Source organism: Plantactinospora sp. B6F1, assembly GCF_040120695.1.
GTDB lineage: Bacteria > Actinomycetota > Actinomycetes > Mycobacteriales > Micromonosporaceae > Plantactinospora.
In genome coordinates, this window is sequence record NZ_JBEEAC010000041.1 from 33,881 (window position 1) to 57,986 (window position 24,106).

At 71.5% G+C, this 24,106-nt stretch carries 22 protein-coding genes and 1 pseudogene; 9 read left to right on the forward strand and 14 right to left on the reverse strand.

What is annotated here, in order from left to right; translation table 11 throughout:
- Nucleotides 1-7 precede the first annotated feature (7 nt).
- Together sufB and ABNF97_RS30520 are read right to left on the reverse strand one after the other, a co-directional pair.
- The gene (gene sufB, locus ABNF97_RS30515) at nt 8-1,438 is read right to left on the reverse strand and encodes a Fe-S cluster assembly protein SufB (protein WP_130460511.1); all 1,431 of its coding nucleotides are present in this window, start codon (nt 1,436-1,438) and stop codon (nt 8-10) included.
- Nucleotides 1,435-2,199, reverse strand: coding sequence for a helix-turn-helix transcriptional regulator (locus ABNF97_RS30520; protein ID WP_486484441.1), 765 nt, complete (start codon nt 2,197-2,199; stop codon nt 1,435-1,437). The genes sufB and ABNF97_RS30520 overlap by 4 nt, the downstream gene beginning before the upstream one ends.
- Before the next feature lie 107 nt (nt 2,200-2,306).
- On the opposite strand from ABNF97_RS30520, the gene ABNF97_RS30525 reads away from it, so the two are divergent.
- Nucleotides 2,307-3,257, forward strand: coding sequence for a COX15/CtaA family protein (locus ABNF97_RS30525; protein WP_502930573.1), 951 nt, complete (start codon nt 2,307-2,309; stop codon nt 3,255-3,257).
- 54 nt (nt 3,258-3,311) lie between these two features.
- Here the strand turns inward: ABNF97_RS30525 and ABNF97_RS30530 are convergent, their stop codons facing one another.
- From ABNF97_RS30530 to ABNF97_RS30540, 3 genes are all read right to left on the reverse strand, one after another.
- Nucleotides 3,312-4,229 carry an ATP-grasp domain-containing protein gene (locus ABNF97_RS30530; protein ID WP_349340647.1) on the reverse strand — a complete coding sequence of 306 codons (918 nt, stop codon included), beginning with the start codon at nt 4,227-4,229 and terminating at the stop codon, nt 3,312-3,314.
- A gap of 2 nt (nt 4,230-4,231) precedes the next feature.
- Nucleotides 4,232-4,567: a hypothetical protein gene (locus ABNF97_RS30535; RefSeq protein ID WP_130460514.1), complete on the reverse strand. Its 336-nt coding sequence runs from the start codon at nt 4,565-4,567 to the stop codon at nt 4,232-4,234.
- A 195-nt stretch (nt 4,568-4,762) separates the two neighbouring features.
- Nucleotides 4,763-5,710, reverse strand: coding sequence for a heme o synthase (locus tag ABNF97_RS30540; protein WP_349340641.1), 948 nt, complete (start codon nt 5,708-5,710; stop codon nt 4,763-4,765).
- 262 nt (nt 5,711-5,972) lie between these two features.
- Between ABNF97_RS30540 and tkt the strand changes: the two genes are divergently transcribed.
- The 6 genes from tkt (at nt 5,973) to pgl (ending at nt 14,471) form a co-directional block, all read left to right on the forward strand.
- The gene (gene tkt, locus ABNF97_RS30545; RefSeq protein WP_130460516.1) at nt 5,973-8,111 is read left to right on the forward strand and encodes a transketolase; all 2,139 of its coding nucleotides are present in this window, start codon (nt 5,973-5,975) and stop codon (nt 8,109-8,111) included.
- A 15-nt stretch (nt 8,112-8,126) separates the two neighbouring features.
- Complete coding sequence (tal, locus tag ABNF97_RS30550; RefSeq protein ID WP_130460517.1) at nt 8,127-9,305, forward strand: transaldolase; 1,179 nt, start codon at nt 8,127-8,129, stop codon at nt 9,303-9,305.
- A gap of 144 nt (nt 9,306-9,449) precedes the next feature.
- On the forward strand, nt 9,450-11,123 hold the full coding sequence (locus ABNF97_RS30555) for a phosphoglucose isomerase-related protein (RefSeq protein ID WP_130460518.1): 1,674 nt from the start codon (nt 9,450-9,452) through the stop codon (nt 11,121-11,123).
- Between the two features lie 49 nt (nt 11,124-11,172).
- Complete coding sequence (gene zwf, locus ABNF97_RS30560; protein ID WP_130460519.1) at nt 11,173-12,687, forward strand: glucose-6-phosphate dehydrogenase; 1,515 nt, start codon at nt 11,173-11,175, stop codon at nt 12,685-12,687.
- A 39-nt stretch (nt 12,688-12,726) separates the two neighbouring features.
- The gene (locus ABNF97_RS30565) at nt 12,727-13,710 is read left to right on the forward strand and encodes a glucose-6-phosphate dehydrogenase assembly protein OpcA (protein WP_130460520.1); all 984 of its coding nucleotides are present in this window, start codon (nt 12,727-12,729) and stop codon (nt 13,708-13,710) included.
- Nucleotides 13,707-14,471 (forward strand): 6-phosphogluconolactonase, encoded by a 765-nt coding sequence (gene pgl, locus ABNF97_RS30570; RefSeq protein ID WP_130460521.1) that lies wholly within the window; start codon nt 13,707-13,709, stop codon nt 14,469-14,471. The genes ABNF97_RS30565 and pgl overlap by 4 nt, the downstream gene beginning before the upstream one ends.
- 94 nt (nt 14,472-14,565) lie before the next feature.
- On the opposite strand, the gene ABNF97_RS30575 is transcribed toward pgl, so the two are convergent.
- The 8 genes from ABNF97_RS30575 to rapZ form a co-directional block, all read right to left on the reverse strand.
- A complete protein-coding gene (locus ABNF97_RS30575; RefSeq protein WP_130460522.1) occupies nt 14,566-14,910 on the reverse strand; it encodes an RNA polymerase-binding protein RbpA in 345 nt (114 codons plus the stop codon).
- A 100-nt stretch (nt 14,911-15,010) separates the two neighbouring features.
- A complete protein-coding gene (gene secG / locus ABNF97_RS30580) occupies nt 15,011-15,265 on the reverse strand; it encodes a preprotein translocase subunit SecG (protein WP_130460523.1) in 255 nt (84 codons plus the stop codon).
- Between the two features lie 51 nt (nt 15,266-15,316).
- Entirely contained in the window at nt 15,317-16,081 is a 765-nt protein-coding gene (tpiA, locus tag ABNF97_RS30585; protein ID WP_130465587.1) for a triose-phosphate isomerase, read from the reverse strand.
- A gap of 32 nt (nt 16,082-16,113) precedes the next feature.
- Nucleotides 16,114-17,313, reverse strand: coding sequence for a phosphoglycerate kinase (locus ABNF97_RS30590; protein WP_130460524.1), 1,200 nt, complete (start codon nt 17,311-17,313; stop codon nt 16,114-16,116).
- Nucleotides 17,310-18,314: a type I glyceraldehyde-3-phosphate dehydrogenase gene (gene gap, locus ABNF97_RS30595; protein WP_130460525.1), complete on the reverse strand. Its 1,005-nt coding sequence runs from the start codon at nt 18,312-18,314 to the stop codon at nt 17,310-17,312. The genes ABNF97_RS30590 and gap overlap by 4 nt, the downstream gene beginning before the upstream one ends.
- A 268-nt stretch (nt 18,315-18,582) precedes the next feature.
- On the reverse strand, nt 18,583-19,563 hold the full coding sequence (whiA, locus tag ABNF97_RS30600; protein ID WP_107263068.1) for a DNA-binding protein WhiA: 981 nt from the start codon (nt 19,561-19,563) through the stop codon (nt 18,583-18,585).
- 75 nt (nt 19,564-19,638) lie between these two features.
- Nucleotides 19,639-20,625: a uridine diphosphate-N-acetylglucosamine-binding protein YvcK gene (locus tag ABNF97_RS30605; protein ID WP_130460526.1), complete on the reverse strand. Its 987-nt coding sequence runs from the start codon at nt 20,623-20,625 to the stop codon at nt 19,639-19,641.
- Entirely contained in the window at nt 20,622-21,623 is a 1,002-nt protein-coding gene (rapZ, locus tag ABNF97_RS30610) for an RNase adapter RapZ (protein ID WP_130460527.1), read from the reverse strand. Before rapZ ends, ABNF97_RS30605 begins: the two co-directional genes overlap by 4 nt.
- Nucleotides 21,624-21,814: 191 nt before the next feature.
- On the opposite strand from rapZ, the gene ABNF97_RS30615 reads away from it, so the two are divergent.
- Together ABNF97_RS30615 and ABNF97_RS30620 are read left to right on the forward strand one after the other, a co-directional pair.
- Nucleotides 21,815-22,411, forward strand: a complete 597-nt coding sequence (locus tag ABNF97_RS30615) for a helix-turn-helix domain-containing protein (RefSeq protein WP_130460528.1) — start codon at nt 21,815-21,817, stop codon at nt 22,409-22,411.
- The gene (locus ABNF97_RS30620) at nt 22,408-23,709 is read left to right on the forward strand and encodes an MFS transporter (protein ID WP_349340642.1); all 1,302 of its coding nucleotides are present in this window, start codon (nt 22,408-22,410) and stop codon (nt 23,707-23,709) included. Before ABNF97_RS30615 ends, ABNF97_RS30620 begins: the two co-directional genes overlap by 4 nt.
- An 83-nt stretch (nt 23,710-23,792) precedes the next feature.
- Here ABNF97_RS30620 and ABNF97_RS30625 read toward each other — a convergent pair.
- Nucleotides 23,793-24,106, reverse strand: a pseudogene (locus ABNF97_RS30625) (hypothetical protein); the annotation flags it as partial.

Genomic DNA, 24,106 nt, shown 5'->3' on the forward strand with positions numbered 1-24,106 from the left:
GCGGGCGTCAGCCGACCGCACCCTCCATCTGCAGCTCGATCAGCCGGTTGAGCTCCAGTGCGTACTCCATCGGGAGTTCCTTGGCGATCGGCTCGATGAAGCCGCGCACGATCATCGCCATCGCCTCGTCCTCGCTCAGGCCCCGGCTCATCAGGTAGAAGAGCTGGTCCTCGCTGACCTTGGAGACGGTCGCCTCGTGCCCCATCGCCACGTCGTCCTCGCGGATGTCGACGTACGGGTAGGTGTCCGACCGGGAGATGGTGTCGACCAGCAGCGCGTCGCACTTGACGGTGCTCTTGCTGTGGTGCGAGCCCTCCAGCACCTGCACCAGGCCCCGGTAGGAGGTCCGGCCACCACCCCGGGCGATCGACTTGGAGACGATCGTGCTGGAGGTGTGCGGCGCGGCGTGCACCATCTTGGCACCGGCGTCCTGGTGCTGGCCCTCACCGGCCATCGCCACCGAGAGCACCTCGCCCTTGGCGTGCTCGCCGGTCATGAAGACCGCCGGGTACTTCATGGTCACCTTGGAGCCGATGTTCCCGTCGACCCACTCCATGGTCGCGCCCTCGTGGCAGACCGCCCGCTTGGTGACCAGGTTGTAGACGTTGTTCGACCAGTTCTGGATGGTCGTGTAGCGGCAGCGCGCGTTCTTCTTGACGATGATCTCGACGACCGCGCTGTGCAGCGAGTCGGAGGAGTAGATCGGCGCGGTGCAGCCCTCGACGTAGTGCACGTACGCGCCCTCGTCGACGATGATCAGGGTCCGCTCGAACTGCCCCATGTTCTCGGTGTTGATCCGGAAGTACGCCTGGAGCGGGATCTCCACGTGCACGCCCTTCGGCACGTAGATGAAGGAGCCGCCGGACCAGACCGAGGTGTTCAGCGCGGCGAACTTGTTGTCGCCGACCGGGATCACCGTGCCGAAGTACTCCTTGAAGAGGTCCTCGTGCTCCTTGAGCGCGGTGTCGGTGTCCAGGAAGACGACACCCTGCTCCTCCAGGTCCTCACGGATCTTGTGGTAGACCACCTCGGACTCGTACTGCGCGGCGACACCGGCGACCAGCCGCTGCTTCTCGGCCTCCGGGATGCCAAGCCTGTCGTAGGTGTTCTTGATGTCCTCGGGCAGGTCCTCCCAGCTCGCGGCCTGCTTCTCGGTGGACCGTACGAAATACTTGATGTTGTCGAAGTCGATCCCGCCCAGGTCGGCGCCCCAGTTCGGCATCGGCTTGCGGCCGAACAGCCGCAGCCCCTTCAGCCGCAGGTCGAGCATCCAGGCGGGCTCGTCCTTCTTGGCGGAGATGTCCCGGACCACGGCCTCGTTCAGGCCCCGCTGGGCGGCGGCACCGGCGATGTCGGAGTCGGCCCAGCCGTACTCGTAGCGACCCAGAGCGGCGAGCTGCTCCTCCTGCGTCATGGGCTGGACGATCTGCTCGGTCATCTATCTGTCCTCACACTGCTGGCGGAAGGTTTGGGCTGGGCCGGGATGTGCGTGGTGCACACCTCGTCGCCGTGGGCGATGGTGGCGAGGCGCTGCACGTGGCTGCCGACCAGGCGGGAGATGACCGCCGTCTCGGCCTCGCACAGCTGGGGAAACTCGACGGCCACGTGGGCCACCGGGCAGTGGTGCTGGCACAGCTGCCCGCCGGAGGCGATCGTGGACGCGTTGGCAGCGTAGCCCTCCGCGGTCAGCGCCCCGGCGAGTGCCTCGGCCCTGGCCAGCGGGTCGTCCCCGGCGCCCTCCATGGCGGCCCGGCAACGCGCCTCCAGCGCCGCGACCTGCTCGGCGGCGAAGGCCTCGACCGCGTCCGGCCCACCGTGCCGGGAGATCCAGCGCAGCGCGGCGGTGGCCATCCCGTCGTAGGTGTGGGTGCCGCAGCGACGCCGACCGGAATCGGTGAGCCGGAAGATCCGGGCGGGACGCCCCCGACCGCGCTGGCCACGCACGACCTGGTCGCGGGCGATCACGTCGCCGTCGGCGAGCATCGCGTCCAGGTGCCGGCGGATCGCCGCCGGACTGAGCCCCAGCTCCGCGCCGAGCTGCGCGGCGGTGGCCGCGCCGTGCTCCAGCAGCAGCTGGGTCACCCGGTCCCGGGTGGGGCGGCCGTCCGGACCGGCGCCCCCACCGGCGGCGGCCACGGCGGAACCGGTGACCGGATGGGTCACCCGCTCCTGCTCCGAGAACGCCGCCAGGTTTTTCACTACGCCAACGTTACGTATTTCGTCCTTGGTCTGCAAATCCGGGGTCCGGTGATCCAGACCACCGGACGACGGACGCGCCGCCCAGCATGATCACATTTGCACGTACCATGGCCGCCGTGAGCCGATTCGGCGAATTTTCTGGCAAACCCACCCTGTCGCGGCTGGCCCTCGCCTCCGTGGTGGGGAACGTGCTGATCGTCGTGACCGGCGGTGCGGTCCGGTTGACCAAGTCCGGACTCGGCTGCCCCACCTGGCCCCGCTGCACCGACTCCTCGTACGTGACCACCGCCGAGATGGGCGTGCACGGGGTGATCGAGTTCGGCAACCGGCTGCTCACCTTCGTGCTCGCCGCCGTGGTCATCGCCGGAGTCGTCGCCGCCTGGCGGCAGCGCCCCGCCCGCCGGCAACTCCGGCTGCTCAGCGTCGGCGCCGCGTTCGGGATCCCGGCGCAGGCGGTGATCGGCGGGATCACCGTGCTCACCGACCTGAACCCGTGGGTGGTCGGGCTGCACTTCCTCGCCTCGATGGCGGTGATCGCGGCCGCGTACGCGTTCTGGCGCCGGACCCTCGAACCAGACGGGCCGGCCCGGCTCGTCGTACCGGCACCGCTGCGGGCACTCGCCTGGCTGACCGCCGGGGTGGCCGCCGCGGTACTCGTGGTCGGCACCTGGGTGACCGGCAGCGGCCCGCACTCCGGCGACTCCGGGGCGGCCCGTAACGGCCTGGATCCGGAGTCCATCTCCCAGGTGCACGCCGACTCGGTCTTCCTGCTGCTCGGTCTCTCCATCGCCATCTGGTTCGCGTTCCGCGCGGTCGGCGCACCGGCCGGCGCGGTCCGGGCGGCCGGCCTGCTGGTCCTCGCCGAACTCGGCCAGGGCCTGATCGGCTTCGTGCAGTACTTCACCGGCCTGCCGGTGACGCTGGTCGGCACGCACATGCTCGGCTCCTGCCTGGTCTGGCTCGCCGCCCTCGCGGTGCTCTGGTCGACCCGGCAACGCACCGCCCCGGCCGCCGCCCCACCCCCCACCACCGACCCCCGGCTACTCGAACGGGTGTGAGGAAGGGCCCCCTCCTGTCGTCTTCCGTTGTAGCGGGGGCCCTTCGTCACACCCTCAGCCGAGGCGGGCGGCGATGGCGTCGGCCAGCCGGTCGGCCGCGCCCGGCTCGTGGGCCAGGAAGAGCGACGGCTCGGTCAGTTCCAGCTCGACCAGCACCGGTGCGCCGTCCGGGCCCGGAATCAGGTCCACCCGGGCGTAGAGCGGCCGCTCCGGCCCGCCGGGCAACGCCGCCAGTACCCGCTCGGCGACCGCGAGTTCCGGCTCGGCCGGGGTACGCGGGGTGATCTCCTCCGGCCGGAACAGCCCCTCGACGCCGTGGTCCGGGCCGACCAGGATCGCCCCCTTCCGGACCGCGTGACTGAACCGGAGCCCGTCCGGGCCGGCGACGTAGAGCAGCGCGGTCTCCCCGGCGGTGTCCACGGCGGCCAGGTACGGCTGCACCATCACCCACCGACCCGCCGCCTGGAGTCGCTGCACGTGTGCGGCGGCAAGGTCGCGCTGCTCCGCGTCGGCCAGGTCGTACCGGCCGGTGTCCAGGCTTCCGGCGCCGACGACGGGCTTGACGACGTATTCGCCGGGCGCCGACGGGAGGGTCCAGGCGGTGTCCGGGCCGAGCCAGGTCGTCGGCACGGTCGGCAGGTCGGCCTCGGTGAGTTCCCGCAGGTAGCGCTTGTCGGTGTTCCAGCGCACCAGGTCGGCCGGATTGGCCAGCCGGGGCACGGTCTCGGCCCAGGCGACGAACTCGGCGCGCCGGGTCGGATAGTCCCACGGCGAGCGGAGCACCGCCAGGGCGTAGCCGGCCCAGTCCACGCCCGGGTCGTCCCATACCGCCGGCTCGACCCGGATGCCGCGTTCGGCGAGCGGCTCCAGCAGGAGCCGGTCATCGGGGTCGAGTCCAGGAAGTTCGGCACAGGTAACGAGAGCGACCCGGGGCCGCTGGCCCCGGGTCGCGCGGATGTTATCGGACAAAATTATCAACGAGCCAGGGCACGTCGAGCCATCGACCGCCATAGGTCGTTACTCGGACGCATCTGGTCCATCAGTTCCCGCTCCCATTCGTTCTCCACGGCGACCCCCGCCTTGGCGCAGGCCAGTCGCGCGACGTCGGTACTCTCCGCGAACTGGTCAGCCCACACGCCGTCCTCCCCCACCAGGACAATGCGTGCGCCCCGCTTGCCGACGTACTCGATGACCGCCTTCGCGCCACCGTGCCCAGCCGCGAACGACTGGATGCCGGCGACCAGACCGTTGGGTGTCTGGCCCGCGACGGTCTGCTCGCCCGTCGGCGTCGTATCGGAACCTTCTGCCATAACGCGAAGCCTAAGCAGACTTCGCCGGCCGCGCGGGGCAGCTACCGATAATTTGTGATCCCAATTACGACGACGTTTACCGGAACCACTCACCAGCTTTGGGCGATTTTTCCGCGTATACGCGATTAATTCAAAACCATTATTCACGTTCAATGACGGGTGAACAGGACGAACAGGGGCAAAAGCCGCGAAAGGCTACAGCAGTGCGTCGACCGCGACCGCGGCGAAGAGGACCGTCAGGTACGTGATCGACCAGTGGAACAACCGCATCGGCTTGATTGACTCGCCCCGGGCGGCCCGCTGGCTCAACCGGTGCGCCTCGACGACGAACATCCCGCCCGCCGCCAGCGCGGTGACCCCGTAGACCGGGCCCATGCCCAGCGGCCAGACCAGCACCGACGCCACCACGGTCAACCAGGTGTAGCCCACGATCTCGGTCGTGACCCGGCGGACCGAGGCCACCACCGGCAGCATCGGGATGCCGGCCCGGGCATAGTCGTCCTTGAACTTGATTGCCAGGGCGTAGAAGTGCGGCAGCTGCCAGAAGAACACCACCGCGAACAGCCCCCAGGCCTGCGCCGAGAGCGAGCCCGTCACCGCCGCCCAGCCGATCAGCACCGGAGCCGAGCCGCAGATGCCGCCCCAGAAGGTGTTCTGCCAGGTGGTCCGCTTCAACCACAGGGTGTAGACGAGGTCGTAGTAGGCGATCGCACCGAGGGTCAGCGCGGTGGCCAGCCAGTTGGTGAAGACCGCCATCAGGGTCACCGAGACCGCCGCCAGCACCAGGCCGAAGACCAGCGCACTGCGGGGCGCCACGATGTGCGTCGGCAGCGGGCGCCGCTTGGTCCGCTTCATCACCTGGTCGATGTCCCGGTCGATGTAGCAGTTGAGCGCGTTGGCCGCGCCCGCAGCCAGCGATCCGCCGACCAGCACCACGCCGACCAGCCAGAGCGACGGAATCCCGTCCGCGGCCAGCATCATCGTCGGCACCGTGGAGATCAGCAGTAGCTCGACGATCCGTGGCTTGGTCAGCGCGACGTAGGCCCGGATCCGGGCGCGCACGTCCGGTCGCCGGGTGACCTCGCCCTGGGCCCCCGCGGCCGGGGCATCGCCGGTCACGGGGCGCTCGGTGATCATGCTCACGGATTGCCACCTTCCGGCGTTGACACACGGTGATTGGCTGCGGAGGCAGCGCGGTTGGCGGGCGGCCGACCGGGCCTGCACGCCGACCGACAGCCTACGCGTCGTCGTTTTCGCTGCCCGGGCGACCCTTCCCCGGTGCGAACGATCACACTTCCGGCGAACCGCGTGGCCGCTGGACGAGATCCGGGGGTTGGCGCGCGGAAGCGGTCGCTAGGGTCATGAGGGAGGGTTCCGCCCATCACGCCGAGGAGCACACACGATCGTGGCTGACAATCGACCCGAGCAAACCTCGCTGACCTGGTCCGATCTCGACCAGCGTGCCGTCGACACCGTCCGCGTGCTGGCCATGGACGCCGTGGAGAAATCCGGCAACGGCCATCCGGGTACGGCGATGAGCCTTGCGCCCGCCGCCTACCTGCTGTTCAACCGGGTCATGCGGCACGACCCGACGCACCCCGACTGGACCGGTCGGGACCGGTTCGTACTGTCGGCGGGGCACAGCAGCCTCACCCTCTACATCCAGCTCTACCTGAGCGGCTACGGCCTCGGCCTGGGCGACCTCAAGGCGCTGCGGCAATGGGGTTCGCTCACCCCCGGCCACCCCGAGCACGGGCACACCCGGGGCGTGGAGACCACCACCGGCCCGCTCGGGCAGGGGCTCGGCAACGCGGTCGGGATGGCGATGGCCGCGCGGCGCGAGCGTGGCCTGCTGGACCCGGACGCCGCGCCCGGCGCCTCCCCCTTCGACCACCACATCTGGTGCATCGCCTCGGACGGCGACATCGAGGAGGGGATCAGCCACGAGGCCAGCGCGCTCGCCGGGCACCAGCGGCTGGGCAACCTGATCCTGATCTACGACGACAACGAGATCTCGATCGAGGACGACACCCGGATCGCCAAGAGCGAGGACGTGTCCGCCCGCTACGAGGCGTACGGCTGGCACGTGCAGACCGTCGACTGGCGCAGCGGCGACGCGGACCAGGGCCACTACCACGAGGACGTCGAGGCGCTGCACGCCGCGCTGCTGGCCGCCAGGGCCGAGACCGGCCGGCCGTCGTTCATCGCGCTGCGCACCATCATCGGCTGGCCGGCGCCGACCAAGCAGAACACCGGCAAGATCCACGGCTCGGCGCTCGGCGCCGAGGAGGTGGCCGAGACCAAGAAGCTGCTCGGTTTCGACCCGGGACGGCACTTCGAGGTCGACGACGCGGTGCTGGCGCACGCCCGGCAGGTGCTGGAGCGGGGGCGAACCGCGCACGCCGAGTGGGAGACCGCGTACCAGGCGTGGGCGGACGCCAACCCGGAGCGCAAGGCGCTGCACGACCGGCTCGCCACCCGTACGCTGCCGGCGGGCTGGACCGACGCGCTGCCGGAGTTCCCGGCGGACGCGAAGGGGATCGCCACCCGGGCCGCCTCCGGCAAGGTCCTGAACGCCCTGGCCCCGGTGCTGCCGGAGCTCTGGGGCGGCTCGGCCGACCTGGCCGAGAGCAACAACACCACCATGGAGGGCGAGCCGTCCTTCGTTCCCAGCGAGTACGCCACCAAGGCGTTCCCCGGCAACGAGTACGGCCGCACGCTGCACTTCGGCATCCGCGAGCACGCGATGGGCGCGATCCTGAACGGCATCGCGCTGCACGGCGGCACCCGCCCGTACGGCGGCACCTTCCTGGTGTTCAGCGACTACATGCGCCCGGCGGTCCGGCTCGCCGCGCTGATGAAACTGCCGGTGGTCTACGTCTGGACGCACGACTCGATCGGTCTCGGCGAGGACGGCCCGACCCACCAGCCGGTCGAGCACCTGACCGCGCTGCGTGCCATCCCCGGCCTGGACGTGATCCGGCCGGCCGACGCCAACGAGACCGCCTGGGCCTGGCGGCGGGCGCTGGAGAACACCGACCGGCCGTCCGCGCTGGCGCTGAGCCGGCAACCGCTGCCGACCCTGGACCGCGCCGAGCTGGCCGGCGCCGACCAGACCGTCAAGGGCGGCTACGTGCTGGCCGAGGCGTCGAACGCGCAGCCGGCGGTGATCCTGATCGGCACCGGCTCCGAGGTGCAGCTCTGCCTGACCGCCCGGGAACGGCTGGAGGCCGAGGGCACCCCGACCCGGGTGGTCTCGATGCCCTGCCAGGAGTGGTTCCGGGAGCAGGACTCGGCCTACCAGGACGCCGTACTCCCCCGCGACGTGCGGGCCCGGGTCAGCGTCGAGGCCGGCATCGCGATGTCCTGGCGGGACGTGATCGGCGACGCCGGCGAGGCGGTCAGCCTGGAGCACTACGGCGCGAGCGCACCGCACAGCGTGCTCTTCGAACAGTTCGGATTCACCGCCGACCGGATCGTCGCGGCCGCACACGCGTCGCTGACCCGGGTCGGCCAGATCACCGGTGAGACCACCGGCAACTGAGGGAGCGTTGCAGACATGACTGACCGGTTGGGTGAGCTCAGCGCCGCGGGAGTGGCGGTCTGGCTCGACGATCTTTCAAGGGTTCGGTTGAGTTCTGGCAACCTGGACCAGCTGCGCCGGGAGAAGCATCTGGTCGGGGTGACCACCAACCCGACCATCTTCGCCAAGGCGCTCAGTGACGCGGACGAGTACAACTGGCAGCTGCGCGACCTGGCGGTGCGCGGGGTCAGCGTCGAGGAGGCGGTTCGCGCGCTGACCACGTACGACGTGCGGTGGGCCTGTGACGTGATGCGTCCGGCGTACGACAGCAGCGCCGCGGTGGACGGTCGGGTCTCGATCGAGGTGGACCCGCGGCTGGCGTACCGGACCGAGCCGACGGTGGCCGAGGCGAAGGCCCTGTGGTGGCTGATCGACCGGCCGAACCTGTTCATCAAGATCCCGGCGACCGAGGCCGGGCTGCCGGCCATCACCGCGACCCTGGCCGCCGGGATCAGCGTGAACGTCACGCTGATCTTCGGGTTGGAGCGCTACTCGCAGGTGATGGAGGCGTTCCTGGCCGGACTGGAGCAGGCGAAGGCGAACGGGCACGACCTGAGCAAGATCGCCTCGGTGGCCTCGTTCTTCGTCTCCCGGGTCGACACAGAGGTGGACAAGCGACTCGACAAGCTCGGCCGGCCGGACCTGGCCGCGCTGAAGGGCAGGGCGGCGGTCGCCAACGCGCAGCTCGCCTACGAGCGGTACTCCGAGGTCTTCTCCTCGGACCGCTGGCGGGCGCTGGCCGACGCCGGCGCCCACCCGCAGCGCCCGCTCTGGGCCTCCACCTCCACGAAGAACCCGGAGTACCGCGATGTGATCTACGTCGAGGAGCTGATCGCCCCCGGCACCGTCAACACCATGCCGGAGCCGGTCATCGACGCCTTCGCCGAGCACGGCGAGGTACGCCCGGACACCGTCACCGGCGCCTACTCGCAGGCCCGGGAGGTCCTCACCGGACTGGCCGAGGCCGGCGTCGACTTCGACGACGTGATCGCCACCCTGGAGCGGGAGGGCGTGGAGAAGTTCGAGACGAGCTGGCTGGAGCTGCTGGACGGCATGCGCAAGTCGCTGCAGGCCGCCGCGGAGGGCGCCGGGGAGCCGAACCACGCCGCCGGGGAGAACGCCGAGGCGGCCGCCAGGGCAGGAGGCAACGCGTGAGCGGACGAAGCCAGCACGGTGCCGATGTGCCTCATGACGGCACGGAGCGAAGCGGAGTGCTGTCATGAGCGAGCGTAGCGAGCGAATCAGCCAGCTCAGTGCCGATGTGCCTCATGACGGCACGGAGCGAAGCGGAGTGCCGGCATGAGTGAGGATCTGCTCGACGGCGGGTGCGAAGGGGCGGCCGGACTCGCCGTCTACGGTGCGGAGGCGGTCGACGCCGCCGCCCCGGCCTCGGCCCGGGCCGCCCTGCTCGCCGCGGACGTACCGGCCCGGTTGGTCGGCAAGGACCCCACGCTGTGGGGACCGGACGCGCGGGCCGAGGCGGCGATCCGGCTCGGCTGGGTGGACACCTTCCGGCGCAGCCGGGAACTGCTTCCCCAACTCGCCGAGCTGAAGTCCGAGCTGGCCGACCTCGACCACGTGGTACTGGCCGGGATGGGCGGCTCGTCGCTGGCCCCCGAGGTGATCACCCGTACCCTCGGCAGGTCGCTGACCGTGCTGGACACCACCGACCCCGGGCAGGTGCGGGCGGCGATCGCCGACCGGCTGGACCGGACCGTCGTCGTGGTGGCCAGCAAGTCCGGCTCGACCGTGGAGACCGACAGCCACCGCCGGGCGTACTGGCAGGCGTTCCTCGACGCCGGGCTGACCGAGGCGGAGGCCGGCCGGCGCTTCGTGATTGTCACCGACCCCGGCTCGCCGCTGGCCGACACCGCCGCCGAGATGGGCGCCTTCGTGGTGCTCGCCGATCCGGACGTCGGCGGGCGCTACTCTGCGCTGACCGCGTTCGGACTGGTCCCGTCGGCGCTGGCCGGGGTCGAGGTGGCCGAGCTGCTGGACCAGGCCGAAGAGCTGGCCGGGTCACTCGGCGGGCCGCGGGACAACCCCGGGCTGGCGCTCGGCGCCGCGCTCGGTGCCGCCGCCACCACTGGCCGGGACAAGGTCGCGCTGGTCTCGGACGGCACCGGCATCGACGGCCTCGGGGACTGGGCCGAGCAGTTGATCGCCGAGTCGACCGGTAAGAACGGCGTCGGGATCCTGCCGGTGGTGGTCGAGGACCCGAGCAGCCCCGGTGCGACCGGGCCGGACGTACTCACCGTCACCTACGGCGGCGGACTCGCCGCCGGTGCGGTGCCCGGCGGCGGGCTCCGGCCCGACCTGGCGGTGAACGGCCCGCTGGGCGCACAGTTCCTGGCCTGGGAGTACGCCACCGCCGTCGCCGGGGTGGTACTCGGGATCGACCCGTTCAACCAGCCGAACGTGACCGAGTCCAAGGAGAACACCAACCGGCTGCTCGACACCGGGCTGCCGATCGAGACGCCGACCTTCGTCGACGGCGGGATCGAGGGGTACTGGTTCCCGGGCGAGCCGCAGGGGACCGACCCGCTCCCCGGCGACCTGACCGGGGCGCTGCGGCTGCTGCTGGACGGGCTCGGCGAGGGCGGCTACCTGGCCGTGATGGCGTACCTGGACCGGTTCGCCGATGCCAAGACCGCGCAGGTCCGCCCCGGACTCGCCGCCGCCTCCGGTCGGCCGGTCACCTTCGGCTGGGGACCCCGGTTCCTGCACTCGACCGGGCAGTACCACAAGGGTGGTCCGCAGCTCGGGTCGTACCTCCAGATCACCGGGGATGTCGCCGACGACCTGGCGGTGCCCGGCAAGCCGTACTCGTTCGGGCAGTTGCAGGCCGCGCAGGCCGCGGGTGACCGCGAGGCTCTCGCCCAGCGGGGCCGGCCGGTGCTCCGGCTGCACCTGACCGACCGGGGCGCCGGACTCCCACACCTGCTCGACGCGGTACGGGGCCTGCGGAGTTGACGAGGACCGGGCATGCTGACACTGACCGACTGAGCGAGGAGGGGGATACGTGAATCCGCTGCGCGACCCGCAGGACCGGCGGTTGCCACGGATCCCGGAGCCGTGCGCACTGGTGATCTTCGGCGTCACCGGGGACCTGGCCCGCAAGAAGCTGCTACCGGCGGTCTACGACCTGGCCAACCGGGGACTGCTGCCGCCGGGCTTCGTGGTGCTCGGGTTCGCCCGGCGAGACTGGGGCGACGGCGACTTCGAGACGATGGCCCGGGAGGCCGCACAGGCGCACTCCCGGACACCCTGGCGCGAGGAGGTCTGGGGCCGGCTCGCCGGCAACATGAAGTTCGTCGGCGGCGCGTTCGACGACGACGACGCCTTCGACAAGGTGGCGAACTGCCTGGACGAGCTGCGGGACAGCCACGGCATCGCCGGCAACGCCGCCTTCTACTTCTCCATCCCGCCGGCCGCCTTCCCGACCGTGCTCAAGCAGCTCGCCCGGACCGGCATGGCCGACAACGAGAAGTGCGGCGGCTGGCGGCGGGTGGTGGTGGAGAAGCCGTTCGGGCACGACCTGCCCTCGGCGAAGGCGCTCAACGACCTCGTCGACGACGTCTTCACCCGGGACGACGTGTTCCGGATCGACCACTACCTGGGCAAGGAGACCGTCCAGAACATCCTCGCGCTGCGCTTCGCCAACAGCCTCTTCGAGCCGCTGTGGAACTCGAAGTACGTCGACTCGGTGCAGATCACCATGGCCGAGGATGTCGGGATCGGCACCCGGGCCGGCTTCTACGACGCCACCGGCACCGCCCGGGACGTGCTGCAGAACCACCTCCTGCAACTGCTCGCCCTGGTGGCGATGGAGGAGCCGACCAGCTTCGACGCCAGCGAGATCCGGGCCGAGAAGCTGAAGGTGCTGCGCGCGATCACCCTGCCCGAGGACGTGCACACCGGCACGGTACGCGGGCAGTACCTGCCCGGCTGGGTGGCCGGCAAGCGGGCGGTCGGCTACCTCGACGAGGAGGGTGTGCCGCCGGAGTCGACCACCGAGACGTACGTGGCGGTCCGGCTCGGCATCCAGAACCGGCGCTGGGCCGGGGTGCCGTTCTACATCCGGGCCGGCAAGCGGTTGCCGCGCCGGGTGACCGAGGTCGCCATCATGTTCAAGAAGGCGCCGCACCTGCCCTTCAACCCCGCCGACATGGAGATGCTCGGCAACAACCAGCTCGTGATCCGGGTCCAGCCCGACGAGGGCGTGGTGCTCAAGTTCGGCTCCAAGGTTCCCGGTACCACCATGGAGGTCCGGGACATCGCGATGGACTTCCAGTACGGCGAGGCGTTCACCGAGGCCAGTCCCGAGGCGTACGAGCGGCTGGTGCTCGACGTGCTGATCGGTGACCGGACGCTCTTCCCGGACGCCGCCGAGGTCGAGCAGAGCTGGCAGGTCATCGACCCGCTGGAGGAGGCATGGGAGGGCGGCAAGCCGGAGCCGTACCGGGCCGGCGAGTGGGGTCCCCGCGCCGCGGACGAGCTGCTGGCCCGGGAGGGCCGGGCGTGGCGGCGAGCGTGACCCGCCGAGGATCGCAACGACAACAACCAGGAGGCACCGTTGATCGGCTTGTGGGACACCACCGGTAACGAGGTGGTGAAGGCCCTGGCCGCCGAACGGCGCAGCGCGGGCGGCGTGGCCAGCGGGATGGCGCTGACCCTGATCGTCGTCGTCGACGAGCCGCGGGTCCGGGAGGCCGAGGCGGCGGTGACGATCGCCTCGGCCGCGCACCCGTGCCGGATGGTGGTGGTCGTCCGCTCCGACATCGAACGCGACCGCAACCGGCTGGACGCCGAGATCGTGGTCGGTGGCCGGCTCGGCCCGGGCGAGGCGGTGGTGACCCGGATGTACGGCCGGCTCGCCCTGCACGCCGAGTCGGTGGTGATGCCGCTGCTGGTTCCGGACGTACCGGTAGTGACCTGGTGGCACGGCGAACCGCCGGCCGAGATCGCCAACGACTTCCTCGGTGTGGTGGCGGACCGCCGGATCACCGACTCGGCGCAGGCGGCCGATCCGGTGGAGGCGCTGCGCCAGCGAGCCCGGGACTACGCACCCGGCGACACCGACCTCGCCTGGACCCGGATCACCCCGTGGCGCACCCTGGTCGCCGGGGCGTTCGACACCACCGAGGGCAACCGGATCACCTCGGCCACCGTGGTCGCGCCGCACACCGACCCGACCGCGGCCCTGATGATCGGCTGGCTGAAGGCCCGGCTGGGGCTGCACCCACACTGGGAGCACACCAGCGAGTTCCCCCGGATGCGCTCGGTGGAGCTGCGCTGCGCCAACGGTGACGAACTGGTGCTGACCCGGGACGACAACCAGGCGACGTTCCGGCGTAGCGGGCAGGCCGACCGGCATCTGCCGCTGGTACGCCGCCCGCTCGGCGACGAACTCGCCGAGGAACTGCGCCGGCTCGACCCGGACCAGATCTACGCCGAGGCGTTGGGTGCCGCCGCCGGGATCGCCGGGCTGGATCGCCGGCCGGCCCAGCGGGTGCACGTCTGGAAGGACCCGACGAAGCAGCCGCAGGGGGTGGCATGACCGAGACCACGGTGGTGGTGCACGCCGACCCCGAACTGCTCGCCCAGGCGGTCGCGGCCCGGCTGCTGGTCAGGATCATCGACGCCCAGGCGGAACGGGGCGAGGCGAGCGTCGTGCTGACCGGCGGGCGGATCGCGGCGGCGGTGCACCGGGCGGTACGCGACCTGCCGGCCAGGGACGCGGTCGACTGGTCCCGGGTCGACGTCTGGTGGGGTGACGAACGCTTCCTGCCGGCCGGGCACCCGGAGCGCAACGAGACCCAGGCCCGGGAGGCGCTGCTCGACGCGCTGCCGCAGGCCCGGGTGCACCCGATGCCCGCCTCGGACGGCCCGGACGGTGCCGATCCGGAGGCGGCGGCGGCCCGGTACGCGGCCGAGCTCGCTGCGGCCGCCGGCCCGGGTACGGCCGCCCTGCCCTACTTCGACGTACTGATGCTCGGGGTGGGCGAGGACGGCCACGTCGCCTCGATCTTCCCGGAGCACCCGGTCGGCTACGAGAGCCGGCCGGTGAGCGCGGTACGGGGCAGCCCGAAGCCGCCGCCGGTGCGGATCACGCTGACCCGGAGCGCCATCAACACCGCCGAGGACGTGTGGCTGATCGCCAGCGGCGGCGGCAAGGCCCGCGCGGTCGGGATGGCGCTGCACGGCGCCGGGCCGGTGCAGGTGCCGGCGGCCGGGGTCGCCGGGGTGCAGCGGACCCGCTGGCTGCTGGACCGGGCGGCGGCGGCCGAGGTGAGACCGAGCTTCCGCAGCCTTCGCTGACCGCGGCAGCCACCGCGAGCGCAGCAGCCACCGCGAGCGAGCGGACGGCTCGCGACCCTGCGGGCCCGGTCAGGCCAGGCAGCCCCGGGTCCGGTCAGGCTTCGCCGCGCCGGGCCCGCAGCGCCGCCAACGCCTCGGCGAGGAGCGCCTCGGCGTCCGCCTCGCTGCGCCGCTCCTTCACGTACGCCAGGTGCGACTTGTACGGCTCCGCCCGCTGCCGCCCAGGTGGATTCTGCACGTCCTGTCCGGCCGGCTGCCCGCAGTGCGGACAGTCCCAGGTCTCCGGCGTCTCGGCCTCGGCCGCCAACAGGATCTCCAGGATGTGTCCGCTGCCGCACCAGTAGGTGACCGCACGGCGGGGGGCCGGTTCGCATCGCTCGGTCGGCCGGGCTGGGCCGGCACCGACTCGGCTGCCACGGATGGCACTGCCACTGGGCACGACTGCTCGCTCCGTTCGTCAGAGGGGGTCCCCTGCGGGGTATGACAAACTGCGCGCGGCCCACGTTAGCGGACCGCGCGCAGTTTGTACGCCCGGGTCGTCAGGTCGTCTCGGCGAGACGCAGCCAGAGACCCAGTCCGACGATGCAGGCGAACCAGACAAGGCCCACCAGAACGGTGTATCGGTCGAGGTTCTTCTCGGCCACCGAGGAGCCGGCCAGGCTGGAGCTGACCCCTCCGCCGAACATGCTCGACATCCCGCCACCCTTGCCCCGGTGCAGCAGGATCAGCAAGGTGAGCAGCACGCTCGTGATCACCAGCAACACGACCAACGTGTATGCGAACCAGATCGGCATGGTAGGGGTCAGTCCTCTCAGCTACGCGGGGCTCGTCAAGGATAGCGACCGTCAGCGCGCGATGTGCTCCGGGAACCGGCAGATCTGTGCGAACTCCTCGGCGTCCAGGCTCGCCCCACCGACCAGTGCGCCGTCCACGTCCGGCTGCGCCATGATCGCGGCGATGTTGGCCGCCTTCACCGACCCGCCGTAGAGCACCCGGACCTGGTCGGCGGTCTGCTGACCGTGCACCTCGGCGATCCGCTGCCGGATCGCGCCGCACACCTCCTGGGCGTTCTCCGGAGTGGCGGTCTTGCCGGTGCCGATCGCCCAGACCGGCTCGTACGCGACGACCAGCTTGCTCACCTGCTCGGCGGTCAACCCGGCCAGCGAACCGTCGAGCTGGCCGCGCACGTACGCCACCTGCCCGTCCTGCTCGCGGATGTCCAGGCCCTCACCGACGCAGACGATCGGGGTCAGCTCGCTGGCCAGTGCGGCCTTCACCTTGGCGTTGACCAGCGCGTCGTCCTCGTGGTGGTACGTCCGCCGCTCCGAGTGCCCGACCACCACGTACGTGCAGCCCAGCGCGGCCAGCAGCGCACCCGAGATCTCCCCGGTGTACGCCCCGCCCTTGTGCGGCGAGATGTCCTGCGCGCCGTACCCGATCAGCAGCTTGTCGCCGTCGACCAGGGTCTGCACCGTCCGCAGGTCGGTGTACGGCGGCAGCACCACCGTCTCCACGTCGGTCAGCTGCTTCTCGTTGAGGCTCGCGGCGAGCTTCTGGATCAGCAGGTTGGCTTCCCGGTGGTTGAGGTTCATCTTCCAGTTGCCGGCCATCAGGGGGCGGCGGGTGGGTGCGGGGGTGGCCACTACTGCTCCAGAGCGACGATGCCGGGGAGGGCCTTGCCCTCCAGGTACTCCAGCGAGGCTCCCCCGCCGGTCGAGATGTGCCCGAACGACGACTCGTCCAGACCGAGCGCGCGGACGGCCGCGGCGGAGTCACCGCCACCGACCACCGTGAAGCCCTTGACCGAGATGATCGCCTCGGCGACCCCACGGGTACCGGCGGCGAACGGGGCCAGTTCGAAGACGCCCATCGGGCCGTTCCAGAAGACCATCCGGGCCGTACCGGCGATGTCGGCGAACTCCGCGACGGTCCGGGGGCCGATGTCCAGGCCGAGCCGGTCGGCCGGGATCGCGTTCACCGGCACGGTGTCGTGGTCGGCGTCGGCGCTGAACTCGCTCGCCGCCACCACGTCGACCGGGAGCACGATCCGGTCGGCGCCCCGCTCCAGCAGGTCCCGGCAGGTGTCGAGCATCTCCTCCTCGAGCAGCGACTTCCCCACCTCGTGCCCCTGGGCACGCAGGAAGGTGAAGCACATGCCGCCGCCGATCAGCAGCCGGTCGACGGTGGGCAGCAGCGCCTCGATCACGGCGAGCTTGTCGGAGACCTTGGAGCCGCCGAGCACCACCACGTAGGGGCGGTCCGGCTCGTGCCGCAGCCGGGCCAGCACCTCGACCTCGCGCAGCACCAGCCGGCCGGCGAAGTGCGGCAGCCGGGCCGGTACGTCGTAGACGCTGGCGTGCCTGCGGTGCACGGCGCCGAACGCGTCGTCGACGTACGCCGAGGCGAACGCGGCGAGCTGGTCGGCGAAGGCGCCCCGCTCGTCGGCGTCCTTGCTGGTCTCGCCGGCGTTGAAGCGCAGGTTCTCCAGCAGCGCGACCTGGCCGTCGCCGAGCCCCTCGACCGCCTTGCGGGCCGACTCGCCGACCGTGTCGGTGGCGAACGCGACCTCGGTGCCGAGCAGCTCGCCGAGCCGGGCCGCGACCGGGGCGAGGCTGTACTTCGGGTCGGGCGCCCCCTTGGGGCGGCCCAGGTGGGAACAGACGACGACGGCGGCCCCGGCGTCCCGCAGCGCGGTCAGCGTCGGCAGCACGGCCCGGATCCGGCCGTCGTCGGTGATCTGCCCGGTCTGCTTGTCGAGGGGCACGTTCAGGTCGGCGCGCACCAGCACGCGCCGACCCGAGACCCCCTCGGCGAGCAGATCGTCGAGGTTGCGGATGCTCACAGCCCAGTACCCACCAGTTTGACCAGGTCGACGAGGCGGTTGGAGTAGCCCCACTCGTTGTCGTACCAGCCGACGACCTTGACCTGGTTGCCGATCACCTTGGTCAGCCCGGAGTCGAAGATGCACGAGGCCGGGTCGGTGACGATGTCGGCGGAGACGATCTCGTCCTCGGTGTAGGTGAGGATGCCCTTCAGCTGACCCTCGGCGGCGGCCTTCATCGCGGCGTTGATCTCCTCGACCGAGGTGTCCCGGCCGGCCTCGATCGTCAGGTCGGTAGCCGAGCCGGTCGGGATCGGCACCCGCAGCGCGAAGCCGTCCAGCCTGCCCTTGAGGTCCGGCAGCACCAGGCCGATCGCCTTGGCGGCACCGGTCGAGGTCGGCACGATGTTCAGCGCGGCGGCCCGGGCCCGGCGGAGGTCCTTGTGCGGGCCGTCCTGGAGGTTCTGGTCCTGGGTGTACGCGTGGATGGTGGTCATCAGCCCCTTCTCGATGCCCACCGTGTCCTGCAGCACCTTCGCCATCGGCGCGAGGCAGTTGGTGGTGCAGGAGGCGTTGGAGATGATGTTGTGCTTGGCCGGGTCGTACTTCTGGTGGTTGACCCCCATCACGACCGTGACGTCCTCGTTCTTGGCCGGCGCCGAGATGATCACCTTCTTGGCGCCGCCGTCGATGTGCGCCTTCGCCTTGGTGGCGTCGGTGAAGAAGCCGGTCGACTCGATCACCACGTCGGCGCCGAGGTCGCCCCAGGGCAGCTTGCCCGGGTCCTTCTCGGCGAAGACCTTCATGGTGTGCCCGCCGACGCTGATCTCGTCGGCGCTCGCCTTGACCTCCTGCGGCAGCCGGCCGAGGATGCTGTCGTACTTGACCAGGTGCGCCAGCGTGGCGTTGTCGGTCAGGTCGTTGGCGCCGACCACCTCGACGTCGGCGCCCGACGCGAGCACCGCGCGGAAGAAGTTGCGGCCGATCCGGCCGAATCCGTTGATGCCAACCCGGATGGTCACTGGGTCCATCTCCTCGTGTGTTTCGGTTCACCGCCGGTGAGAGCGCGCGGCGGCGAAGGTGGGCGCGCCGACCGTTGGAGCCGGCCGCTGGATGTCACCCCGGCCGTCTCACCGCGACCTCTGGGCGGTCAGCACGGCGGAGAAGGCCGGTACCGGCCCCGTCGCCGTACGCTGCGACCTTATCCGAGCGCGCCGCTGCGCGTTGCGTCGGGGCACAATCCGGCCAATCGACTCCACCGACGGCGGTACGGTACCGCGCCGGAGAGCGTCAGACCGCCAGCATGTCCGGGGTGACCGCCGCCTCGGTGTCCGGGATTCCCAGGTCACGGGCGCGCTTGTCGGCCAGGGCCAGCAGCCGGCGGATGCGCCCGGCGATCGCGTCCTTGGTCAGTGGGGGGTCGGCCAGGGCGCCCAACTCCTCAAGGGACGCCTGCCGGTGTTCCAGCCGCAACCGGCCGGCCGAGGTGAGGTGGTTCGGGGCGTCCTCGGCGAGGATCTCCAGGGCCCGGGTCACCCGGGCGGCGGCGGCGACCGCGGCCCGGGCCGAGCGGCGCAGGTTGGCGTCGTCGAAGTTGGCCAGCCGGTTGGCGGTGGCCCGCACCTCGCGGCGTACCCGGCGCTCCTCCCAGGAGAGCACGCTGGAGTGCGCGCCGATCCTGGTCAGCAGCGCGGCGATCGCGTCGCCGTCCTTGACCACCACCCGGTCCACCCCGCGCACCTCGCGGTACTTCGCGGTGATGCCGATCCGCCGGGCCGCCCCGACCAGGGCGAGCGCGGTCTCCGGACCGGGACAGGTGATCTCCAGCGCGCAGGAGCGGCCCGGTTCGGTCAGCGAGCCGTGCGCCATGAAGGCACCCCGCCAGGCCGAGACCGCGCAGCAGACGTTCGCCGCCACCACGTGCGGGGGCAGCCCGCGTACCGGCCGGCCGCGTACGTCGAGCAGGCCGGTCTGCCGGGCCAGCGCCTCGCCGTCCTTGACCACCCGGACGATGTAGTGGCTGCCCTTGCGCAGCCCACCGGAGGCGAGTACGTGGATCTCGCTCGGATATCCGTAGACCTCGGCGATCTCCCGACGCAGCCGGCGGGCCACCGCGCCGGTGTCGAGCTCCGCCTCGACCACCACCCGTCCGGAGACGATGTGCAGTCCGCCCGCGAAGCGCAGCAGGGCGGCCATCTCCGCCCGCCGACAGCAGGGCTTGGGTACGTCCACCCGGCTCAGCTCGTCCTTGACCGCAGCCGTCATCGCCATCTTGTCGTCACCTCGTGGGCCGGTCCCGGCGGGTGCCGGTGATTCGTAGGTGCTTGGTTGTTGATTCGTAGGTGCTTAACGATCGGCGCCCAGGAGAGGCACCAGCGCGGCGCCCAGCGCTGCCGGATCGTGCTGGGGCCCGCCGTCCGGTACGGCCACCGGGGCGAGCACGAGCCGCGCACCCAGGGATTCTGCCGCACGATGTACCGGTTCGGGGTCACCCACCGCCTTTCCGTCCGCCAGTACCACGTCGACGGTGAGCCCGGGCAGGTACCAGCCGAGCGCCGCCAGGTGGTCGGCGAGGGAGAGGCCGAGCGTCTCCGCCTCGTTGGCGAGGTTGAGCGTCACCAGCCGGCGGGCCGGGCTGGCCACCATCGCCGCGGCCAGCTCCGGCACCAGCAGGTGCGGGATGACGCTGGTGTACCAGCTTCCCGGGCCGAAGATCAGCCAGTCGGCCTCGCGAACCGCCGCCACCGCCTGCGGGCAGGCGATCGGCCCCTCCGGGGTGAGCCGGACCGACTCGACCCGGCCGTCGGTCACCGCCACCGCGTGCTGTCCGCGTACCGTCTGCACCGCGCTGGGCCGGCGCGGGTCGGCGCCGCGGACCCGGGCCTCGATGCCGACCGGCTGGCAGGCCATCGGCAGCACCCGACCGATCGCGCCGAGCATGGCGGCGGCGTGGTCGAGGGCGGCCACCGGGTCGCCGAGCAGCTCCATCAGCCCACAGAGCACCAGGTTGCCGACGGCGTGCCCGGCCAGCGGGTCGGGACGCGGGCCGCTGCCGACGAACCGGTGCTGGAACAGCGCGGCGCTGCGCCGGGTGCCGGGTTCCTCGGCGGCCAGCGCGACCAGCGCCTGCCGCAGGTCACCGGGGGGCAGCGCGCCGCGTTCGAGCCGCAGTCGCCCGCTGGAACCGCCGTCGTCGCCGACGGTCACCACCGCGGTGATGTCGAGGTCCAACTCGGGAGCGCAGCGGCGCAGCGCCCGCAGCGACGCCGCCAGGCCGTGGCCGCCGCCGAAGGCGACCACCCGCTGTCGCCGATCAGGTCGGGAAAGGTTCACTCGCGCCCCAGATCACGGTGGTGCGCCGTGGCCGAGATCCGGGCCTGGCGCAGCCGGGCGGCCAGTTCCTCGGCGATCGCCACGCTGCGGTGCTTGCCGCCGGTGCAGCCGACCGCCACGGTCAGGTAGCGCTTCCCCTCCCGCTCGAAGCCGGGCGCGGTCGCGTTGATCAACCGGGCGTACGTCTCGACGAAGGTCACCGCGCCGCGCTGGCCGAGCACGTACCGGCTGACGTCCTCCTCCCGGCCGGTGTGCTCGCGCAACTCCGGTACCCAGTACGGGTTGGGCAGGAAGCGGGCGTCGAGCACGAAGTCGGCGTCCGGGGGAAGGCCGTACTTGAAGCCGAAGGAGAGCACGGTCACCCGGAGCCGGCGGGCGTCCTCGCCGCCGAACAGCTCCTCGACCCGGCGGCGGAGCTGGTTCACGTTCAGGTGCGAGGTGTCGATGATCACATCGGCCTGGTCGCGAGCCTCCTCCAGCAGGCCACGCTCTATCGCGATGCCGTCGGCCAGCCGGCCGTCGGCCTGGAGCGGGTGCGAGCGCCGAACGCTCTCGAAGCGCCGGATCAGCACCTCGTCGTCGGCGTCCACGAAGACCACCCGGGGCTGGAAGCCGCGGTCCTTGAGCGCCCGGATCGCCCCGGCGAGGTCGGTGGAGAACGCCCGGCTGCGTACGTCGAGCACCATGGCGGTCTTCCGGGCCGCACCACCGGCCCGGAACGCCAACTCGGCCATGTCGATCATCAACGCCTGGGGCAGGTTATCCACCACGTAGAAGCCGACGTTCTCCAGTGCCCGGGCGACGGTGCTGCGGCCGCCGCCGGAGACCCCGGTAACCACCACCAGGGTGGTGTCCGAGCGGGTCGGTTCCGCCGCCTCCGCCGCGGACCGGGCCCGCGTCGGCCGCCCGAGGTCCGATGCCGGTTCTCCCCCGAACTCCCTGTTCTGGTCTTCCGCGCCCGTCGGCGACTCGTCGGCTACCAGCCGAGTCTCACTCATGTTCCACCCCCAGCCATACCCGCCTGCCGGATCGACGGTACGCCGCCCGGGGGCGGGTCCGGCGAGGGTCGACCACCCGGCGAGGTAGGAGACGTAATCTACCCGGCCGTCGGGATCTCCCCGGCCACCGGGCCCGGGCGAGTGAACGCCGACATTTGCTAGAGAAGTCTTTCTAGAGATATCTTTAGGGTATGTCGAGGCCGGAGATCCAACTCACCGACCCCCGAGCCCTGCGGGGGTACGCGCACCCGCTCCGGATAGCCCTGCTCGGGCTGCTCCGCCGGGAGGGCCCACTGACCGCGACCCAGGCCGCCGACCGGCTCGACGAGAGCGTGCCGAACTGCTCCTACCACCTGCGCCAGCTCGCCAAGTACGGTCTCGCCGAACGGTCCGAGGGCGCAGACGCCCGGGAGCGACCCTGGCAGGCGACCGCGCTCAGCACCTCCTGGGACGACCTCTCCGACGATCCGGAGACCCGGGCAGCGGCCAACCACCTCAACGCGATGATCCTGGACCACTACGTCGCCCGGGCCCGGGCGCACCTGGCCCGACGGGCCTACGAACCGGCGGACTGGCGTGCGGTGCTCGGCTTCGGCGACGCGCTCGTGCACGTCACCGCGGCGGAACTGGCCGAACTGACCCGACGGATCGAAGCCCTGCTCGCCGAGTACGACGAACGGCTGACCGACCCGTCGACCCGGCCCGAGGGCTCCCGGGCGATCGGCCTCATCCAACTGGTCGTGCCCAGCGATCCGCCACCGAAGCCGGCCGGCGAGCCGGGACGATGACCGGCACCCTCACCCCACCGGTGGCGGCGCACCGCCGCCGGCACCGGGTGCCGCACCTGCTCCGCCAGGCACCGTTCCGGCGGTACTGGTCGGCCCAGACCGTGTCACTCTTCGGCGACCAGATCTCCGCGCTCGCCCTGCCCCTGCTGGCGGTGCTCGGCACCGACGCCGGACCTGCCGAGATGGGCTACCTGACCGCCGCCGCGCTGATCCCGAACCTGCTCTTCTCGCTGCTCCTCGGCGCCTGGATCGACCGCTACCCGCACAAGCGCCGGGTGATGGTCCTCGCCGACCTCGGCCGGGCGGTGCTGCTCGCTGCCGTGCCGGTGGCGTACCTGTTCGGGGCGCTCTCCCTCAACCAGCTCTACGCGGTGGCCTTCCTGACCGGCACCCTGGCGGTGCTCTTCGAGGTCGCGCACAGCGCCCTCTTCGTCTCGCTGGTGCCCCGCAGGGACTACGTCGACGCGAACGCGCTGACCAACGGCAGCCGGGCGATGTCGTACGTCGCCGGGCCGAGCGCGGGTGGAGTTCTGGTGCAGACCCTCTCCGCTCCCGTGGCGCTGCTCGCCGACGCGGTGTCGTACCTGGTCTCGGCGCTCTTCCTGGCCCGGATCGGGCCGACCCGGCCCACGGAGCCGGCCCCGGCCGACGACGGCACCGGGCTTGGCATCGGGCAGGGGCTGCGGTTCGTCGTCCGCTCCCCGATCCTCCGCTCGCTGCTGCTCGGCACGACCACGCTGAACCTCTTCAACTACATGTTCAGCGCGCTGTTCGTGCTCTACGTCAGCACCGAACTGGGACTCTCCCCCGGCCTGCTGGGGCTGGTGATCGGGGTCGGTTCGGTCGGTGCGCTGCTCGGCGCGGTGCTCACCGGTCGACTCGTGCGCCGGTTCGGCATCGGCCGGACCGTGCTGGCCAGCTTCGTACTCTTCCCGGCCCCGCTGGTGCTGGTGCCGCTGGCCGGCGGGCCGACCCCGGCGGTGCTGGGCGCGCTCGTCGTCGCGGAGTTCCTCTCCGGACTCGGCGTGATGATGCTGGACATCACCGTCGGGTCACTACAGGTCGCGGTCACCCCGGAACGGCTGCTCGCCCGGGTCACCGGGGCGAAGCGGACCGTCAACTTCGGCATCAGGCCGGTCGGCGCCGTGCTGGGTGGCAGCCTGGGTGCCGCCCTCGGGGTACGCCCGACGCTCTGGATCGCCACCGTCGGGGCGGTCGCCGGGCTGCTCTGGGTGCTGCCCACCGCCATTCCGAGGCTGCGCGACCTGCCTGAGCCGGACCACGCTGTCGTGGGATGACGGGTGCGATCCGCCCCGGAGACGCCGCTGGCCGGGTCCCCGGTGGTGGGGACCCGGCCAGCGGGTTGGTGTTGGGTGGTGTGTCAGCTGTTGGTCCAGGCGTCGGCTACCAGGTCGGCGGCCTGGTCCTCCCACTGTGCGTACGCGTCGGGGTACGCCGAGACCTGTACCTTCTGCGCGGCCACGGTCAGCGGCAGGTTCTGCCAGCCGTCAACCTGCTTCAGTCCCTTGAGGAACGCGGTGGTGGAGTACTCCGGATCGGTGATCTGCTCCACCGAGCCCCAGCCCGAGGACGGGCGCTGCTGGAACAGGCCCTGCGAGTCGTGGTCGTTACGGGCACCCAGGTGACCCAGGTTCTCCAGCTTCGACTCCTGCAGGCTGGTACCGACCGCGATCA

Coding starts and splice junctions, on each gene's coding strand:
- ABNF97_RS30525 (WP_502930573.1), top strand. CDS start 2,307: ATGGCCGCCGTGAGCCGATTCGGCGAATTTTCTGGCAAACCCACCCTG.
- ABNF97_RS30620 (WP_349340642.1), top strand. CDS start 22,408: ATGACCGGCACCCTCACCCCACCGGTGGCGGCGCACCGCCGCCGGCAC.
- tpiA (WP_130465587.1), bottom strand. CDS start 16,081: ATGGCCGGCAACTGGAAGATGAACCTCAACCACCGGGAAGCCAACCTG.
- ABNF97_RS30555 (WP_130460518.1), top strand. CDS start 9,450: ATGAGTGAGGATCTGCTCGACGGCGGGTGCGAAGGGGCGGCCGGACTC.
- tal (WP_130460517.1), top strand. CDS start 8,127: ATGACTGACCGGTTGGGTGAGCTCAGCGCCGCGGGAGTGGCGGTCTGG.
- sufB (WP_130460511.1), bottom strand. CDS start 1,438: ATGACCGAGCAGATCGTCCAGCCCATGACGCAGGAGGAGCAGCTCGCC.
- ABNF97_RS30535 (WP_130460514.1), bottom strand. CDS start 4,567: ATGGCAGAAGGTTCCGATACGACGCCGACGGGCGAGCAGACCGTCGCG.
- ABNF97_RS30615 (WP_130460528.1), top strand. CDS start 21,815: ATGTCGAGGCCGGAGATCCAACTCACCGACCCCCGAGCCCTGCGGGGG.
- rapZ (WP_130460527.1), bottom strand. CDS start 21,623: ATGAGTGAGACTCGGCTGGTAGCCGACGAGTCGCCGACGGGCGCGGAA.
- pgl (WP_130460521.1), top strand. CDS start 13,707: ATGACCGAGACCACGGTGGTGGTGCACGCCGACCCCGAACTGCTCGCC.
- secG (WP_130460523.1), bottom strand. CDS start 15,265: ATGCCGATCTGGTTCGCATACACGTTGGTCGTGTTGCTGGTGATCACG.
- whiA (WP_107263068.1), bottom strand. CDS start 19,563: ATGGCGATGACGGCTGCGGTCAAGGACGAGCTGAGCCGGGTGGACGTA.